This is a genomic window from Streptomyces sp. R28 (assembly GCF_041052385.1).
Lineage (GTDB): Bacteria > Actinomycetota > Actinomycetes > Streptomycetales > Streptomycetaceae > Streptomyces.
Genome location: NZ_CP163439.1, coordinates 432,723 through 448,783, shown reverse-complemented (window position 1 = coordinate 448,783; position 16,061 = coordinate 432,723). Strand labels below are relative to the sequence as shown.

Annotated in this window: 11 protein-coding genes and 1 pseudogene; 4 read left to right on the top strand and 8 right to left on the bottom strand. The window is 69.5% G+C overall.

Features of this window, described 5'->3' with window-relative positions; translation table 11 throughout:
• Positions 1–137 precede the first annotated feature (137 nt).
• The 3 genes from AB5J49_RS01970 to AB5J49_RS01960 all read right to left on the bottom strand — a co-directional run bounded on the left by AB5J49_RS01970 (position 138) and on the right by AB5J49_RS01960 (position 5,311).
• Complete coding sequence (locus tag AB5J49_RS01970) at positions 138–1,055, bottom strand: (-)-alpha-amorphene synthase (protein WP_369175019.1); 918 nt, start codon at positions 1,053–1,055, stop codon at positions 138–140.
• A 73-nt stretch (positions 1,056–1,128) separates the two neighbouring features.
• A complete protein-coding gene (locus AB5J49_RS01965; protein WP_369166715.1) occupies positions 1,129–2,430 on the bottom strand; it encodes a cytochrome P450 in 1,302 nt (433 codons plus the stop codon).
• Between the two features lie 445 nt (positions 2,431–2,875).
• On the bottom strand, positions 2,876–5,311 hold the full coding sequence (locus AB5J49_RS01960; protein ID WP_369166714.1) for a penicillin acylase family protein: 2,436 nt from the start codon (positions 5,309–5,311) through the stop codon (positions 2,876–2,878).
• Positions 5,312–5,432: 121 nt separating this feature from the next.
• On the opposite strand from AB5J49_RS01960, the gene AB5J49_RS01955 reads away from it, so the two are divergent.
• Positions 5,433–6,932 (top strand): acyl-CoA synthetase, encoded by a 1,500-nt coding sequence (locus tag AB5J49_RS01955; RefSeq protein ID WP_369166713.1) that lies wholly within the window; start codon positions 5,433–5,435, stop codon positions 6,930–6,932.
• A 48-nt stretch (positions 6,933–6,980) separates the two neighbouring features.
• Here AB5J49_RS01955 and AB5J49_RS01950 read toward each other — a convergent pair whose 3' ends face one another.
• Positions 6,981–7,529, bottom strand: a complete 549-nt coding sequence (locus AB5J49_RS01950; RefSeq protein ID WP_369166712.1) for a DUF1062 domain-containing protein — start codon at positions 7,527–7,529, stop codon at positions 6,981–6,983.
• A 327-nt stretch (positions 7,530–7,856) separates the two neighbouring features.
• Positions 7,857–9,152, bottom strand: a complete 1,296-nt coding sequence (gene paaK, locus AB5J49_RS01945) for a phenylacetate--CoA ligase PaaK (RefSeq protein WP_369166711.1) — start codon at positions 9,150–9,152, stop codon at positions 7,857–7,859.
• Between the two features lie 272 nt (positions 9,153–9,424).
• On the opposite strand from paaK, the pseudogene AB5J49_RS01940 reads away from it, so the two are divergent.
• The 3 genes and pseudogenes from AB5J49_RS01940 to AB5J49_RS01930 all read left to right on the top strand — a co-directional run bounded on the left by AB5J49_RS01940 (position 9,425) and on the right by AB5J49_RS01930 (position 11,739).
• Positions 9,425–9,893 (top strand): annotated as a pseudogene (locus AB5J49_RS01940) (alpha/beta fold hydrolase).
• 76 nt (positions 9,894–9,969) lie between these two features.
• The gene (locus AB5J49_RS01935; protein WP_369166710.1) at positions 9,970–10,455 is read left to right on the top strand and encodes a cation:proton antiporter regulatory subunit; all 486 of its coding nucleotides are present in this window, start codon (positions 9,970–9,972) and stop codon (positions 10,453–10,455) included.
• Positions 10,456–10,461: 6 nt separating this feature from the next.
• Positions 10,462–11,739: a cation:proton antiporter gene (locus AB5J49_RS01930; RefSeq protein ID WP_369166709.1), complete on the top strand. Its 1,278-nt coding sequence runs from the start codon at positions 10,462–10,464 to the stop codon at positions 11,737–11,739.
• Positions 11,740–11,880: 141 nt separating this feature from the next.
• On the opposite strand, the gene AB5J49_RS01925 is transcribed toward AB5J49_RS01930, so the two are convergent.
• From AB5J49_RS01925 to AB5J49_RS01915, 3 genes are all read right to left on the bottom strand, one after another.
• Positions 11,881–12,306: a hypothetical protein gene (locus AB5J49_RS01925; protein ID WP_369166708.1), complete on the bottom strand. Its 426-nt coding sequence runs from the start codon at positions 12,304–12,306 to the stop codon at positions 11,881–11,883.
• 137 nt (positions 12,307–12,443) lie between these two features.
• On the bottom strand, positions 12,444–14,042 hold the full coding sequence (locus AB5J49_RS01920; RefSeq protein ID WP_369175018.1) for a sulfatase: 1,599 nt from the start codon (positions 14,040–14,042) through the stop codon (positions 12,444–12,446).
• Positions 14,043–14,431: 389 nt separating this feature from the next.
• Complete coding sequence (locus AB5J49_RS01915) at positions 14,432–16,060, bottom strand: acyl-CoA synthetase (protein WP_369166707.1); 1,629 nt, start codon at positions 16,058–16,060, stop codon at positions 14,432–14,434.
• Position 16,061: the final 1 nt, after the last annotated feature.

Sequence of the window (16,061 nt, the reverse complement as noted above, 5' to 3'; positions counted from 1 at the left end):
GTGCGGCAGGCCGAATTGTGCACCAACGGATGAATCATCGATCGAGGGGAATGAGAAGGCCCGTGTCTCGGGTAGGAAAATCGGATGGGCCTGTTTCCGGGGGACTCCGGGCTCTCACCGCAGTGTGACGGGGGGCGTCACGGGAGAGCCGGAACGCACGCCGCGTCCGCGTAACGCGGCACGGTTCGGGACCAGTAGTAGCAGCCGCGGACCCAGCCGATCATGCCTTCCACGTAGCCGACGCCTGAGGGGCTCAACTCCGGTTCGACCTGTGCGAAGAGCATCTGGAACTCCTTGATCGTGGAGTTGATCTGCTGGATGGCCAGCAGGACGGCGGCCGGCAGGGAGCAGCGCTGTTCGCGCTGGTGCGCGAGGGCCAGGTTGATCATTCCGCCTGCGCGCTGTTCCTTCACCGCGGAGAACAGGTCGGGTATCCACACCGCCGCGTCGGCGGACAACCGGCCCAGTCGCCGTACGGCGGGGTGGTGGAGTTCGGCGAGGGTCAGCTCGTGCGGCTGGGCGGCCTCGCACAGCGGATGGAAAGGCTCCACGCCCGCGGTCAGCGACCGTATCGACGTGCAGTGCCCGGCCCGCAGGGGGAGGGAGTCCGCCTGCGCCACCGCCTCGTACAACAGGCCGTGCACGTACTCACGGCTCTTCCACGCCCACCGCGCGGCCTGGTCCAGGGTGCACCGTTCCCGGACCTGCCGGTGGAGATCTGCCAGGGCCGCGCCGAGCGGAGTGCTGGGCCGGCGGGCGTCCCGCAGAATCGCGATGCTCTCGAACAGCATGGGCAGCAGCAGCCCCGGCGAGTGCCGACCGATTTCCTCCGCGCGGTCGTCGAAGACGAATTGATAGGCGATCTGGTTGGCCACGATCTGGAGCAGACCGGGATCCATGGTGGGGCTGTTGTAAGAGGCGAGCTCGGCGGGGCGCGTGCGGGCGATCATCGCCGCCACCTCCGGATCGTCGGTCAGCCCCCACGCGGCCAGCCACGCGTCGACGCCGGCCGTGGCCACGGGCTCGTGGCGATTTCGCATGAACGGGAAGGGCATGTGGAGGTGGGTGTCGATCAGTTCCCTGAGGTGGGGAACCGGAGTTCCGTCCCCTACACCGACCGCGATTTCCTCATGCGTTGTCGACACCGCTGCCACCTGCCGTCCGGGAATCCGATACGCGAAGGGTGGCCATGGGGTCGCAGGTCATGACCAGGGAACGCGGCCCCAGAGTGATCGCGGGGCGTGGTTTGGGTTCGACATGCCCGGGCAGATGGCGCAGCCGCCAGCGCCCGGCGATGGTCGCGAGCGCCAGGGTGGCCTCCGCCATGGAGAACTCGTCCCCGAGGCATTTGCGGCTGCCCGCGGAGAACGGCATCATCGCGCGGCGCTGTACGGCGGTGACCTGCCCCGGTAACCAGCGGTCGGGGAGGAAACGGTCGGGGTCGGTGAACGACGAGGGATCATGGTGCAGGAGGTAGGGGCTGTACAGGACGGTGGCACCTCGCGGCAGGCGACACCCGGCGAGTTCGGTCTCCTTGGTCGTGAGGCGGGTGAAGAGCCAGCCGGGCGACGTGTGGCGCAGTGTCTCGGAGACGACACACCGGGTGTACACGAGGTGCGGCAGATCGTCGGGGCCGGGCCGCCGACCTCCGGGGAGAACGGCGTCGAGCTCGGCGTGCAGACGGCGTTCGGCCTCCGGATGGCGGGCCAGCAGGCTGAAGGCGTCGGCCAGGCACAGCGCGGGGGCCTCGACACCGGTGAGCAGGAGCGTGATCAGGTGATCATGGACTTCCTGGTCGGTGATCGCCGCGGTTCCGCCCTCCCCTCGCGTGGCCGCGAACAAGGTTCCCAGCACATCGTCGTGGGAGGCACCCCGGCGCCGGTCCGCGATGGCGGCGTCGATGATCGCGTGCAGCCGGTCGACCGCGCGCAGATAGCGGCGGTTGGCGGGAGTGGGGAGGCGGAACAGGACGTCGATCGGCACGGCCGTGCGGACGAGCAGGCCACGGACGATGACGGTGAGACAGTCCCGCACCTCGGCGGCCGTTGTGTCGTCGAGCGAGTCGGAGAGCAGAACTCGACTGATCACCCGGGTCGTCAGCGCCATCATCGCGTCACTGACACGGACCGCCTGCCCGGCAGACCACGCGCGGCACACCGACTCGGCTTCCTCGCTCACCAGATTCGCGTAGGTGGCCACATGGGAAGGGCGGAATCCGGATTGCAACAGCCTGCGCTTTTCCCGGTGCGCCGGTTGGCGGCAGGTGACGAGACCGTCGCCCATCAGCTTTCCGAGCTTGTCGTAGAGCGGACCCCCTTTGTCGAAGGTGTGCGGATCCTTGAGCATCTCGTGGACCAGCTCCGGGTGACACACCATCCAGGCGCGCTGCGGGCCCAGCCGTATCTCGACGAGATCCCCGTACGCGGGCAAAGAATTCAGAACGCCAGCGGTTGGCGGAACAACGCGATACCGTGACCGAGGATGGGGAATATGCCTGGAGCAGTACCTGTTTGCCATACTCGCTCCTGTGCAGGCACAGCACGGCTCATGGGAAACCTCCTGCCTGACGTGGCACGCAAGAATTCGGTGAACGTGCCACGGACTTGACGCTTGAGACATGTCCTGCCCAGTTCAAGCGGCAATCGGTTTCCGGAAACCTTTCTCCAAAGGGGCGCACAGGAGCACGGAGGAGCAAAGGAAGCATTCGGCCAAGGGCAGTTGATGCATCGTGCGGCGACGGGTGAATTTCACCTGTCACTTCTATGTAGCCCCGCCCCATGTGGTCCGGCCTCGTGTGGTCCGGCCCTATGTAGCCCCGCCCCATGTGGTCCGGCCCTATGTGGTCCCGCCCCATGTGGGACGGGACCACAGTCGCTCAGCGTTCGCGCACGCGGACGACCTTCAGGGCGGGCGACGACAGGATGTCCTTCTCACAGAACCGCACGGTCACCCACTTCTCACCCGAGAACAACCGGGTCTGGTCGCTGAAGTGGGGCGAGTTCGGGTTCGAGGACTGCGCGTACGTCAGCAGCGTACGGGCCACCGGGCAACGGCTGCCGTCCCAGCCGACCGCCTGGATGTGGCTGGAGCCGGTCGTGACCTCCGTATAGCCGCCGCGCGCCTGGTCCCACACCGCCTCGATCTTGTTCCACACGCCCAGCCCTTCCGTGCCGCCCGGAACGGGGATGCGCTGACCGTTCCGTACGACGAACTGGTGCTCACCGAGGCGGGAGTCGAGCGCGATGCCCGCCGCCCGGAGTTCGGCGACCGTGTCCGCGAGGGCCAAGGCGAAGCCGGGGGCGGCGGTGTTGAGGGTGTTCGGTGTGCGCACCGGGTCCGCCGCCGAGAAGGGAACCTTCCAGCGTTGGGCAGTCGGCACCTTCGCCGTCAGCTTTCGCCAGAACCGGTCGAAGAGCAGGGCGCCCCGGCTGCCGGTGTCCATGGTGCGATCCCAGGCCGCGAGCACCGAACAGGCCTCGGCGACATCAACCGCCTTGCCGTCGCTGCCTGTTGCCCTTCCGCCCGGCAGCGCGGCACATCCCGTCGCCGTGTCGGCCGCCGCCAGGCCGGCCGCGGGCACCCGGTTCGCGAACTGCTGCCGCTCCAGATCCCGGACGGTCAGACCGCCCCGCCTGGCCATCGCCGCCACGTCCTCGATCGCTCCACGCGTGCGTGGCGAGCGCTGGGTGCCGATGTTGCCGAAGATCCGCTCGTACCCGGTGAGCGGCCGGTCGGCATTGGCCAGCCACGCGCTGTCGTTGGAGTTCTCCGCGTACGGCGCGTCCCTCAGCGTCGGCATGCGCGCGGGCCCGAAGGTCCCGGGCTGGACGGCGTCGCTGTCGCGCCCCAGGGTGCAGTCACCCCGGGAGCCGTCGAGGACCGCGAGTCCCGCCGCCGGATACGTGGCCTTGCCGAGGTCCGTGGAACACCGCGCCGCGACGTCGTCGGTGATCCGGGGCAGCACCTGCGACTGGGTGTACAGGGAGTGTCCCGAGGAGTCCGCGGCGATGGTGTTCACCCACGGCAGCCCCTGGTGCCGGGCGAGGGACGCGAGGACGTCGGCGGTGCCGCGCGCCTTGCTGAAGCCGAGTGAGGTGTCGGCGAAGCGCATGTTGGCCGCGTTGGGGTCGTTGAGCGCATACGCCGTCGTCGCGGTCCAGGGCAGCGGGAGTTCTCCGTCGGCGGAGGCCACCACCGGGCCGTACCGGGTCCACCACTGGGGGCGGGTCACCGGTGTGCCGTCCTTGACCGCGACGGTCACGGTCCGCTTCTTCATCCGCTCGGGTTCGCCGTCCACCAGATAGACGGTGGGGTCGGCCGGATCCAGCGTCAGACGGTGCAGATTGAACGGGACGCCGGTCGAAACGGTGTGGCTCCACGCCACATGTGCGTTGTAGCCGATGGAGATCGTCGGCGAGCCCAGCAGCGAAGCACCGGCGACGTCGAGCTCGCCGGGAATCGTCTGCTGCGCCTGCCAGAAGCGGCGTCCACCGTGCCACGGGTAGTGCGGGTTGCCCAGCAAGAGGCCGCGGCCGGTGGCTGTGGTGTCACCCCGGAAGGCGACCGCGTTCGAGCCCATGTCCGCGTCGGCGGTCCGCGCGCGCACGGCCCGTATCAGCGTCTCGGCGTCCGGGCTGGTCCCGATGCCCTTCCCGCGGGCGGCGGATCCGGTGGGCGGCTGGGCGGAGGTGATGTCGTCGACGGCGCCGCCCTGGCCGCCGAGCACGGCGACGGCGTAGAACCGGGCGGCCACGTCCAGCGAGGTGACCGGCCGCACCCAGGCGGAGCCCTTGCAGGCGGGGTCGGTGATCCGGTTCTGCTTCAGCCAGGTGTTGTACCCGGCCGCGAAGCCCCGCATGAGGTCCTTGACCTGACGGCTCGGGCCACGCGGTGCCGGTTCGGCGAGGAGCCTTTCCACCGTGCGTGTCTGGCGTACGCCTCGGAAGTACAGGTCACTGGAGAGGTTCTTGGTGGCCGACGACAGCGAGAAGTCGGTCGCCGCGTCCGGCCCGAAGAACCGCGAGCGCTCGCCGCGCACGGTCACGAACCCGTCGGCGAGCGTGCACACCTGGTCGGCGGCCTGCGCCCAACCGGTGCCGAAACCAAGGGACTTGTAGTCCTTGGCGAGGATGTGCGGAATGCCGTACTCGGTATAGCGGACGACGGCGGACAGACCACCGTGCGAGAGCTGTTCCTGCTGGTCATGCCGGTCGTGCTGGTCCTGCCGCTCGGCCGCGGTCGCGGGCAGCCCGGCGGTGGCGGCGAGCAGGGCGACGGCCGCGACGACGAGCCGTCTGGGGCGGGTGCGCATCGTGCCTCCCAACGTCATTGAGGGAAGGAGCCGTTGAGCGTACCAACGGGTATGTGTCCCCGGTGAGGTGTCCTGCCGTCCTGCTTGACCTGTCTGTGCGACACACCGAGGATCATGTGTCATGACGCCAGGAGACGGCAGCACGGTTGACGGAGTACTGCGCCGCAGCGCCCGACGCACCCCGGCGCGCGTCGCGGTCGAGCACCGCGGCCGCACCTGGACGTACGAGGAACTCGACGCGGCCGTGTCGCGCGCGGCGAGCGTCCTGCTCGGCCAGGGCCTCACCCCCGGCGACCGGGTCGGTGCCTACGGCCACAACTCGGACGCCTATCTGATCGCCTTCCTCGCCTGCGCCCGCGCGGGCCTCGTCCACGTCCCCGTCAACCAGAACCTCACCGGCGACGACCTCGCGTACATCGTCGGCCAGTCCGGCAGTTCCCTGGTCCTCGCGGACCCGGACCTGGCGGATCGCCTCCCGGACGGCGTCCCTGCGTTGCCCCTGCGCGATGCCGACGACTCACTGCTGGCGCGGCAGGCCACGGCGTCCGCCTACGACGGCCCGGAGCCACGTGGCGAGGACCTGGTGCAACTGCTCTACACCTCGGGCACGACCGCCTTGCCGAAGGGCGCGATGATGACCCACCGCGCCCTGGTCCACGAGTACCTGAGCGCGATCGCCGCCCTCGATCTGAGCGCCGGCGACCGCCCCGTCCACTCGCTGCCGCTGTACCACTCGGCGCAGATGCACGTGTTCCTGCTGCCGTACCTGGCGGTCGGCGCCACGAACATCATCCTGGACGGGCCCGACGGCGAGCAGCTCTTCGATCTGATCGAAGCGGGCCGCGCGGACAGTCTGTTCGCTCCGCCCACGGTGTGGATCGGCCTGGCCGACCGCCCCGACTTCGCGACCCGTGACCTGGATGGTCTGCGCAAGGCGTACTACGGCGCCTCGATCATGCCGGTGCCGGTACTGGAGCGGCTGCGTGAGCGATGGCCCGAGCTCGCCTTCTACAACTGCTTCGGCCAGAGTGAGATCGGCCCGCTGGCCACCGTGCTGGCCCCGGACGAACACAAGGGCCGCATGGACTCCTGCGGCCGTACCGTCCTCTTCGTCGACGCCCGTGTGGTCGACGAGAACGGCGAGGACGTCCCCGACGGCACGCCCGGCGAGATCGTCTACCGCTCCCCGCAGTTGTGCGAGGGCTACTGGGACAAGCCCGAAGAGACCGCCGAGGCCTTCCGGGACGGCTGGTTCCACTCCGGGGACCTCGCGGTGCGGGACGCGCACGGCTACTTCACCATCGTCGACCGGGTGAAGGACGTCATCAACTCCGGTGGCGTACTGGTCGCTTCACGTCAGGTCGAGGATGCGTTGTACACACACGAGGGGGTCGCCGAGGTCGCCGTCATCGGCCTGCCCGACGAGCGGTGGATCGAGGCGGTCACGGCGGTCGTCGTCCCACGCGGCGAGGTGACCGAGGCCGAACTGATCGAGCACGCGCGCGAGAAGCTCGCCCACTTCAAGGCGCCGAAGCGGGTGGTGTTCGTCGACGAGCTGCCGCGCAACGCGAGCGGGAAGATCCTCAAGCGGGAGTTGCGGGACCGGTTCGCAGAGAGCTAGGGCCTGTCCCGCGGGTCTTGCCGGACAGGCCCTGGTCCCGGGGAGGGCTCAGCGCTTGAGCGTGAAGGTGAAGTCGCCGGAGAGCTTGCCGCTCAGCCGGACTGCCGACACGAGGTTCCCCTCCCTGACCAGTCTCTCGACCTCGGCCCGTGAAAGACCGAACCCTTCAGCGACCAGTCGCACCGGCCGGACAGGGATCCGCGCGGCAAAGCGGACCGAGACGTCGACCACCTCGCGGTCCAGGTGATCCCGTCCGCCGGTGTCGAGGCGCCAGGCGTTGTCCCAGTCGAGGGCGATGCGATTTCGGCGCCGTACGACCGGATCCTGGAGCAACTCGCCCGCCAGGCCAAGGTCGTTGTGATGCAGCCGGTCCAGCAGCTCAGGCCGTATGGAGCGCCCACGCATCCGCTCCAGGACGGTGAGCTTTGCGGTGGTCCCGCAAGCGGTACAGAGCACGAGGAGCCAGACGTCGAGGAGCTTGTGGTTCGCGTTGACGCGAAACTTACCGTTTGCCCGGAAGCGCTCGGACGCGCATGTGTGGCAACGGCGGAGGACGGTCGGCAGGCAGGTGGGCATGACCACCCAGCTATTGAGCACAGAAGTACACCGGTTTCAGTGAGAAGTCCGCAGCAAAAAGCAGCGCGGCGCACATGGGCGACGCGCGACGAATCAGCGCTCGGGGGGTCTCACACGGTGTACAACGGCACGCCCTTGACTAGACGACTTGGCTCGGCAGCACGGTAATGGCGCACAGCGGCGCTGCTCCACTGGTTTTCGAGCGCTTCACCGCCAGGTTCTGTCCGGCGGACCGCGGACTGTGGGAGGTCCGAGCCGGCGCTGACGCGCCAGGCCCCTCCCTCTTCCACCTTCCACTTGCTGAAACGCGGAGGCAGGTCCCGCCACCGAGCAATTCGTACGTCCTGCCTAGCGGGGGCGCAGGTCCTCGATCCGCCGGATCTTTCCGACGGACCGTTCCAGCGACTCCGGTTCGACGATCTCCACGGCGACCGACACCCCGATGCCGTCCTTCACGGCCGCCGCGATGGTCTGCGCGGCGGCGTCCCGCGTCTCGGGCGACGCGTCGCGGCGAGCTTCCGCCCGCACCGTGAGGGCGTCGAGACGGCCCTCCCGGGTGAGACGCAGCTGGAAGTGGGGTGCCACGCCCGGCGTTTGGAGCACGATCTCCTCGATCTGCGTGGGGAAGAGGTTGACCCCGCGCAGGATGACCATGTCGTCACTGCGCCCGGTGATCTTCTCCATCCGCCGGAACACCCGGGCGGTCCCCGGCAGCAGCCGCGTCAGGTCCCGTGTGCGGTACCGGATGACGGGCATGGCCTCCTTGGTGAGCGAGGTGAAGACCAACTCGCCCTCCTCGCCGTCGGGCAGCACCTCACCGGTGAACGGGTCGACGATCTCCGGGAAGAAGTGGTCTTCCCACACATGCAGCCCGTCCTTGGTCTCCACACACTCCTGCGCGACTCCCGGCCCGATCACCTCGGACAGTCCGTATATGTCGACGGCGTCGATCGCGAACCGCTCCTCGATCTCCTGACGCATCTGCTCGGTCCAGGGTTCGGCACCGAAGACGCCCACGCGCAGGGAGGTACCCCGCGGGTCCACGCCCTGCCGCTCGAACTCGTCGAGGAGGGTGAGCATGTACGAGGGCGTCACCATGATGATCTCGGGCCTGAGGTCCTGGATCAGCTGGACCTGGCGGGCCGTCATACCGCCGGACGCGGGGATGACCGTACAGCCGAGCCGCTCGGCACCGTAGTGTGCGCCGAGCCCACCGGTGAACAGCCCATAGCCGTACGCCACATGCACCTTGTCCCCGGGCCGCCCGCCCGCCGCCCGGATCGAGCGGGCCACCATGTCGGACCACAGGGAAAGGTCGGCGTCGGTGTAGCCGACGACCGTGGGGCGTCCGGTGGTGCCGCTGGAGGCATGGATGCGGCGGATACGGTCCTGGGGCACGGCGAACATCCCGTACGGGTAGTTCTCGCGCAGGTCGGCCTTGGTCGTGAACGGGAAGCGGGCCAGATCGGCGAGTGAGCGGCAGTCGTCGGGCCGTACGCCGGCCTTGTCGAAGGACTCCCGGTAGAACGGCACGTTTTCGTACGCGTGCCGAAGTGACGCCCGCAGCCGCTCCAGCTGCAACGCCCGCAACGCCTCATGGACGAGCCGTTCCCCCGAGTCCAGCAGCTCCGTCGCATCCGCCATGGGGAGTTCTCCCTCGCCAACCGCTTCAATCCGGACGACCGATCATTCGGTCCGGGTGTTCGGGATCAGTAATCCAGGCAGCGAATGATCAGGCAAGGGGGCGGCTCGTACTTTTCTGCGCGTGACGCGGCTGCGCTGCGGCGAACGGGCGACGGCGGAGAGGAGCGGCCCGGAGGGGGGTACGGCGGAGGGGCCACAGCCGAAGGGGTGGCGTGAGAGCCGCGCGGGCAACTCCGTTGCGGTGAGTGCGGTCGGTGAACGTGATCGACGGCGTGCCGTTCTTGAGCGCCTCCGACGGGTCCCGGATCGCCTACCACGTGCTGGGTGCGGGCCAACCGCCAGCAGTTCCCGCCCGGCGGGCCGATGCGGGCCTCCGCCTACCTGGGTGCCGGCGGATCCAGCCAGGTACCGCTGCGACCACCTAGCGGACGACGTCGAGGTGTTGCGCGCGCACATGGGGCGGGCCCACATGGGGCTGGCCCACATGGATCTGCTCGCGCGCTCGGCGGGCGGCAGCCTTGCCATGCTGTACGCAGCCCGTCATCCCACGTCCTCGTCCTCGCCGGCGATCTCGACGCAGGCCCCCGTCCCGAGCTCGCCCGCCGCACCGCCGACGTGTTTCCGAACGCCGAGTTCGCCGGGCAACCCGGCGCGGGGCACCGTCCGTGGCTGGACGGCGCGGAGTGGTTCGTACGGCGTGTCGTCGAGTTGCTGGACGGGAGAGGCCGTCGAACGGGCTGAGTTCGGCCCGGATGCTCCACGGTCGTAAAGTTTCGTCAAAGAGAGCTGGAAGAGTCACCTGTACGAGGGGACAACTGTGGGAGCTCCACGCCTGAGCAGTACGCCATTGCCCGGCATCGGGGTCCGATACGACCTCACCACGCGCGAACAGCCCCGCCTGGCGGTGGTCGCCCACCGGGACGGGTCGCGGACGCTGAGCGCGTACCGCGAGGACGATCCGGACGCCTGCTCGCTGTCGGTACGGCTCACCTCCGGTGAGGCGGCCACGTTGATCGACGCGCTGATGCCGGCGCACCACAGCCCCAACCTGCTGTCCACCACCGGGCTGGGCCTGGTCGCCGAGCGGATCGAGCTGTCCGCCACGTCGCACTGGAACGGACGGCTGCTCGGCGAGACCCGGATGCGCACCGAGACCGGCGTGTCCATCGTGGCCGTGCTGCGCCGCGCCGAGGCCATCCCCTCGCCGGCGCCGGACTTCCGGCTGGCCGGCGGCGACACCCTGATCGTGATCGGCACCCGCGAGGGTGTGGAGGCGGGCGCAGCGATACTCGGACGGGAGTGAGCCGCGATGCACTCCTCCGCGGTCTTCCTCATCGAGTTCGGCGCGATCATCCTCGCGCTGGGACTGCTGGGCCGGTTCGCCGGGCGTTTCCAGTTCTCGCCCATCCCCCTGTACCTGCTGGGCGGGCTGGCCTTCGGCAAGGGCGGCCTGCTTCCCCTGGGCGCCAGCGAGGACTTCGTCGCCATCGGTGCCGAGATCGGCGTGATCCTGCTGCTGCTCATGCTCGGCCTCGAGTACACGGCCAGCGATCTGCTCTCCAACCTCAAGACCCAGTACCCGGCCGGTCTCGTCGACGCCGCGCTCAACGCCCTGCCGGGTGCCGCGATGGCGCTGCTGCTCGGCTGGGGCCCGGTCGCCGCCGTCGTACTGGCCGGCGTCACGTGGATCTCCTCCTCCGGTGTCATCGCGAAGGTCCTCGGCGACCTCGGCCGGCTCGGCAACCGTGAGACACCGGTCGTCCTGAGCATCCTGGTCCTGGAAGACCTCTCCATGGCCGTCTACCTGCCGATCGTCACCGCCCTGCTCGCCGGTGCCGGTCTCGCCGCGGGCAGCGTCACGCTCGCCATCGCGCTCGGCGTCGCGGGCCTCGTCCTCTTCCTCGCGGTGCGCTACGGCCGCCACATCTCCCGCTTCGTCTCCAACGACGACCCGGAGAAGCTGCTGCTCGTCGTGCTCGGCCTGACCCTCGTCGTGGCCGGGCTCGCCCAGCAGCTCCAGGTCTCCGCGGCCGTCGGCGCGTTCCTGGTCGGCATCGCGCTGTCCGGTGAGGTGGCCGAGGGGGCGCACAACCTCCTGGCGCCGCTGCGGGACCTGTTCGCCGCCGTGTTCTTCGTCTTCTTCGGTCTGCACACCGACCCCGCGAGCATCCCGCCGGTGCTGGCGCCCGCGCTCGCCCTGGCCGTCGTCACCGCGCTCACGAAGATCGCCACCGGCTACTGGGCCGCCGGACGCGCCGGGATCTCCGCGAAGGGCCGGTGGCGCGCAGGCGGAACGCTGGTCGCCCGCGGCGAGTTCTCCATCGTCATCGCCGGGCTCGCCGTCACCGCCGGCATCGAGCCGTCGCTGGGCCCGCTGGCCACCGCCTACGTACTGATCCTGGTGATCCTGGGCCCGCTCACCGCCCGCTACACCGAACCTCTGGCGACCCGTCTGACGGAGCGCCTGGGCAGGCGTGCGCCGAGTGCCTCGGCAGCCACCGCGGCCGAGACCGGGGGAGAGGTCGACCTGTCGGCGCACGCGCCGCACGATGTGATGGAGGGTCAGGACGTGGTCGGTCGGCACTGAGCGAGGGGCGCAACCGGGGGTCGGCCGTCCCACCGGCCAGGGATCCTTACCCTGTTCCTCCAGATGACCGGGAGACGCAGGACCACGCGCCCCGACGCTCGGCGCAGCTCCAGTCACCGGCCGAGGGACGGCAACCGTGCTTCAGCGGCTGAACCGACGCCGGTAGACGACGTAACCGGCGGTCAGCGCCACCGCACCGACGGCCAGGCCGGCTCCCAGCGCCACCTCGAAGGCCGCCGGCCCCGTGCTGCCGCCCAGGCCGCCCCTGACTCCCTGTGTGGGGAGGGGCGAGAGCGTGGGGAGCGGCGTGCGGATGGGGAGCGGCGAGGTGACGGCAGCGTCGCGGCGCGGCAGGTCCTCACAGGCGATGCCGTCGTCCCTGCCCCGGTCCTCGTCCAGGCGATGGTGGTCACCGGGGTCGCGGTTGAACTGCGCCTGTGCGTCTTCCTGGAAGGTGAAGTCGCTGCAGTCCAGGTCGTTGCGGGCGTGGGCGAGCTGGGCCGCCGGGCCGGCGGTGACGAGGACGGTGATCGCGGCTGTGCATATCGCGTGGATGCGTCTCTTCACGGGCGTTCCCTTCGGTCGCGCGGTCTCGACGACCGTCATTGCGACCGTAGGGACGTCACCCGCTCACCGGCGCGTCCTGCTACGCCATACGACTTCTCCGTACGTCGGCGATGCCCGAACGGCCCAACCCCGGATGCTCAGCGCGTCTGCGGCCCGTACGCCGTCATGAAACGGTCGCGGAACTTGTCCATGCCCCAGGTCGGCGCGTTCTCGCCGGGCTTGAGGCCGTCGCTCCAGTGCCAGTCGGCGATCTTGTCCAGCACCTTCTGGTCGCGGGCGACGATGGTGACGGGAACGTCCTTGCTCGTGTTGCCCGCGGTGACGGTCGGGACGGGCTGGTGGTCGCCGAGGAAGACGAGGACCGTGTCGTCGGTGCCGTAGCGCTCGACCCATTCGGTGAGGCTGTGGAGCGAGTACTCGATGGCGCGACGGTACTCGGTGCGCACGCGCTCGGGGTCCTTCCAGACCTCCTTGGGGTCCGTGCCCTCCTTCTTGATCTGGTGGAAGACCGAGCCGTCGCCGAGGTCGTCCCAGTCGACCATGCGGGCGATGGGGGACCAGGGGTTGTGGCTGGAGGCCAGGATGATCTCCGCCATGATCGGCTCGCGGTCCTTCTTGCCGTACTCCAGCCGCTGGAAGGCCTCCAGGCTGAACTGGTCGGGCACGGGCGTCCAGCTGAAGTACGGGCCCTGGTAGCCGAGGTGCGTGGAGTCGTAGATGTGGTCGAGGCCGAAGTACTTGCCCTCGGGCCAGGGCTTGCGGACACCCGGAGCGATGCCGACGGTTCGCCAGGCGCCGCTCTTCTGGAAGTAGCTGGTGAGGGTTGCGCGGTCACTGGTGGTCAGTGTGCGGTACCGCTGCTGGTTCTTGATCCACAGGCCGGACAGGAACGTCGAGTGGGCGAGCCAGCTGCCGGCGCCCGTCACAGGAGACCTGAGCCAGCCGCTGCGCGCCTCGAACCCCGCCGTCTTGAGTCTGGCGTCGCCCTCCTTGAGTGCCGCGTCGATCTCCGGTGCCATCGCCGGATCGTCGATGGCCACCCGGCCGTAGCTCTCGATGAAGGTGAACATGACGTCTTTGCCGCGCAGTCCGGTCAGCAGCTGGTCGGGCGGGGTCTTGGCGAAGGCGTCGACAGGGAGCTGCTTCTTGAAGTCCTCGGCGTCCCCGAGGCCGTCGCGGACATACTGCACGCGGTTGGCGAGGTACTGGGCGTAGCTCTTGGTGGCGAAGGTGACCCCGCCGGACTGCGCCCCCAGCGTGAAGCAGATGATCCACACGACGCCGAGGACCAGCGTGGTCCGTACGGCGACGGGGCGGTGCCGGGCCAGTACGTCCGCCAGTCGCATCACCGCGAGCGAGCTCGCCACGAGCACGGCGACGACCAGGACGATCACCCCGGCCACCGCGAGCACCTCACCCGTGCGGCCGAGCGAGTCCTTCAGGAAGTCCGCCGCGTCGTTCAGCAGAACCCAGTCGAAGACCAGGTCGAACGGCCGCGCCAGGGTCTGGCGGAAGCCCATGTCGAGGCACTTGAGAATCGTGGACAGCCCGAGGAACGCCCCGAGGACGACGGCCGTGATCCGCCGTGCCTTCGACGGCAGCGCGAGCAGGACGGCCGCGAGAAAGATCGCCTCGACGGGGAGACGGAGGAACTGCTGGACAGTGAGCCAGTCGAGGCGGTTCGGCACGAGGAGCGCGGCGAGCACCAGCGCACCGGCCAGGACGCTCGTCCCCACCCGCACGGCACGTGCGGCGCGGGGGTAACGACGGCGCCAGCGGAACCAGCCGGGCCGATCCGCGGGGCGGGGCGTGCCGGTCTCGTCGGCCGGTTCGGCTGCCTTGGCGGCTTCGGCCGGTTCCACCACCTTGGCGGTCGGGGTGGCCTCGGCCGCGTCGCCGCTGTCGACCGCCTCGGTGGCCTCGGCACCCTCGGCGGGCGAGACGGCCTCCGTCGTCTCCGCTTCTTCCGTCTCGCGTGCTACTTGCTCTGCTGCTGCCTCCTGCGACACCCGGAGGTCCTCCTGTGCGGTCTTGCGATGGCATGGCAAACAGCGCCCAACGATCGAGCCTGCCACCACGAGTACGTCCGCACGTCACCTTAGGTTCAATCCGGCCTGCCCGGAATTCACCCGTCCGCCGCCACCGCCGTCTCCCGTGCCCACCGGTAGTCGGCCTTGCCACTGGGCGAGCGCCGTATCGAGTCCGTGATCACGAGCTGGCGGGGGATCTTGTATCCCGCGAGGTGGGAGCGGCAGTGGGTCTGGAGGTCCGCCAACGACGGCCGTTCCGCACCCGCGCGCAACTGCACCACGGCCGCCACATGATGCCCCCACTTCGGATCGGGCACCCCTGCCACCAGTACGTCGTACACGTCGGGGTGGGACTTGAGCGCCTGCTCGACCTCCTCCGGGTACACCTTCTCGCCCCCGGTGTTGATGCACTGCGAGCCGCGGCCCAGCACGGTGACGACGCCCTCCTCGTCGACCGTGGCCATGTCGCCGAGCAGCACCCACCGCTCGCCGTCCTGCTCGAAGAAGGTCTCGGCGGTTTTCCCCGGGTCGTTGTAGTAACCGAGCGGCACGTGACCGCACTGCGCGACCCGGCCCACCTCGCCCACGGCGACCGGCTCGTGCGTGGCCGGATCGACCACCTGCGTACGGGAGTTGACGCGGATACGGAAGCCGCGCTCGGGGCCGGAGTCCTCGGTGGCGGTGCCGTTGAAGCCGGACTCCGAGGAGCCGAAGTTGTTCAGCAGCATCACGTTCGGGACCAGCGCCTGGAACTGCCGGCGCACCGTGTCGGACATGATGGCCCCGGACGACGACACGCTGAACATCGACGAGCAGTCCGTGCCCTTCATCGGCCCGCTGAGCGCGTCGACCAGCGGCCGCAGCATCGCGTCGCCGACCAGCGACACGCTGGTCACCTTCTCCCTCTCGATCGTCCGCAGGACCTCCTCCGGCGTGAACTTGCAGTGGATCACGACGCGTTGGCCGAAGTTGAAGCCGATGAAGGCGGTCAGCGTGGACGTGCCGTGCATCAGCGGAGCGGTGGGGAAGAAGGTGATCCCGTCACCGCCCGCCGCCACCCGCTCGGCCAGCTCCTGCGGCTTCTTCACCGGCTCACCGGTCGGCGCGCCGCCTCCCAGCCCCGAGAAGAACAGGTCCTCCTGGCGCCACATCACACCCTTGGGCATCCCGGTGGTGCCGCCGGTGTAGATGATGAACTGGTCGTCCCCCGACCGCGCAGGGAACCCCCGCTCGGGCGACCCCGCGGCCTCGGCGTCCGCGAACGGCACGGCGGGCACGACCGGCGCACCGGCCTCCCCGGGCGTCACGGTGCCGACCCGCACCAGATGCCGTAGCCCCTCCACCCGCGGCAGCGCAGCCGCCACCCGGTCCGTGAACTCCGCCTCGAAGACCAGGGCCACCAGATCGGCGTCCCGGTAGAGGTACACCAACTCCTCTTCCACGTAGCGGTAGTTGACGTTGACCGGGACGATCCGTGCCTTCAGGCAGCCCAGCACCGTCTGCAAGTACTCGATGCCGTTGTAGAGGTGGAGCCCGAGGTGCTCGCCGGGACGTATCCCGCTGTCGATCAGATGGTGCGCGATCCGGTTGGCGGCCGCGTCCAGCTGCGCGTACGTCAGACGGCGCTCCGCGCCTGTGCCCGGGTGGTCGACGTGCACGAGCGCCTCGCGGCCCGGAACCACGTCGACGACCGACTCGAACAGGTCGGCAAGGTTGTACTCCACC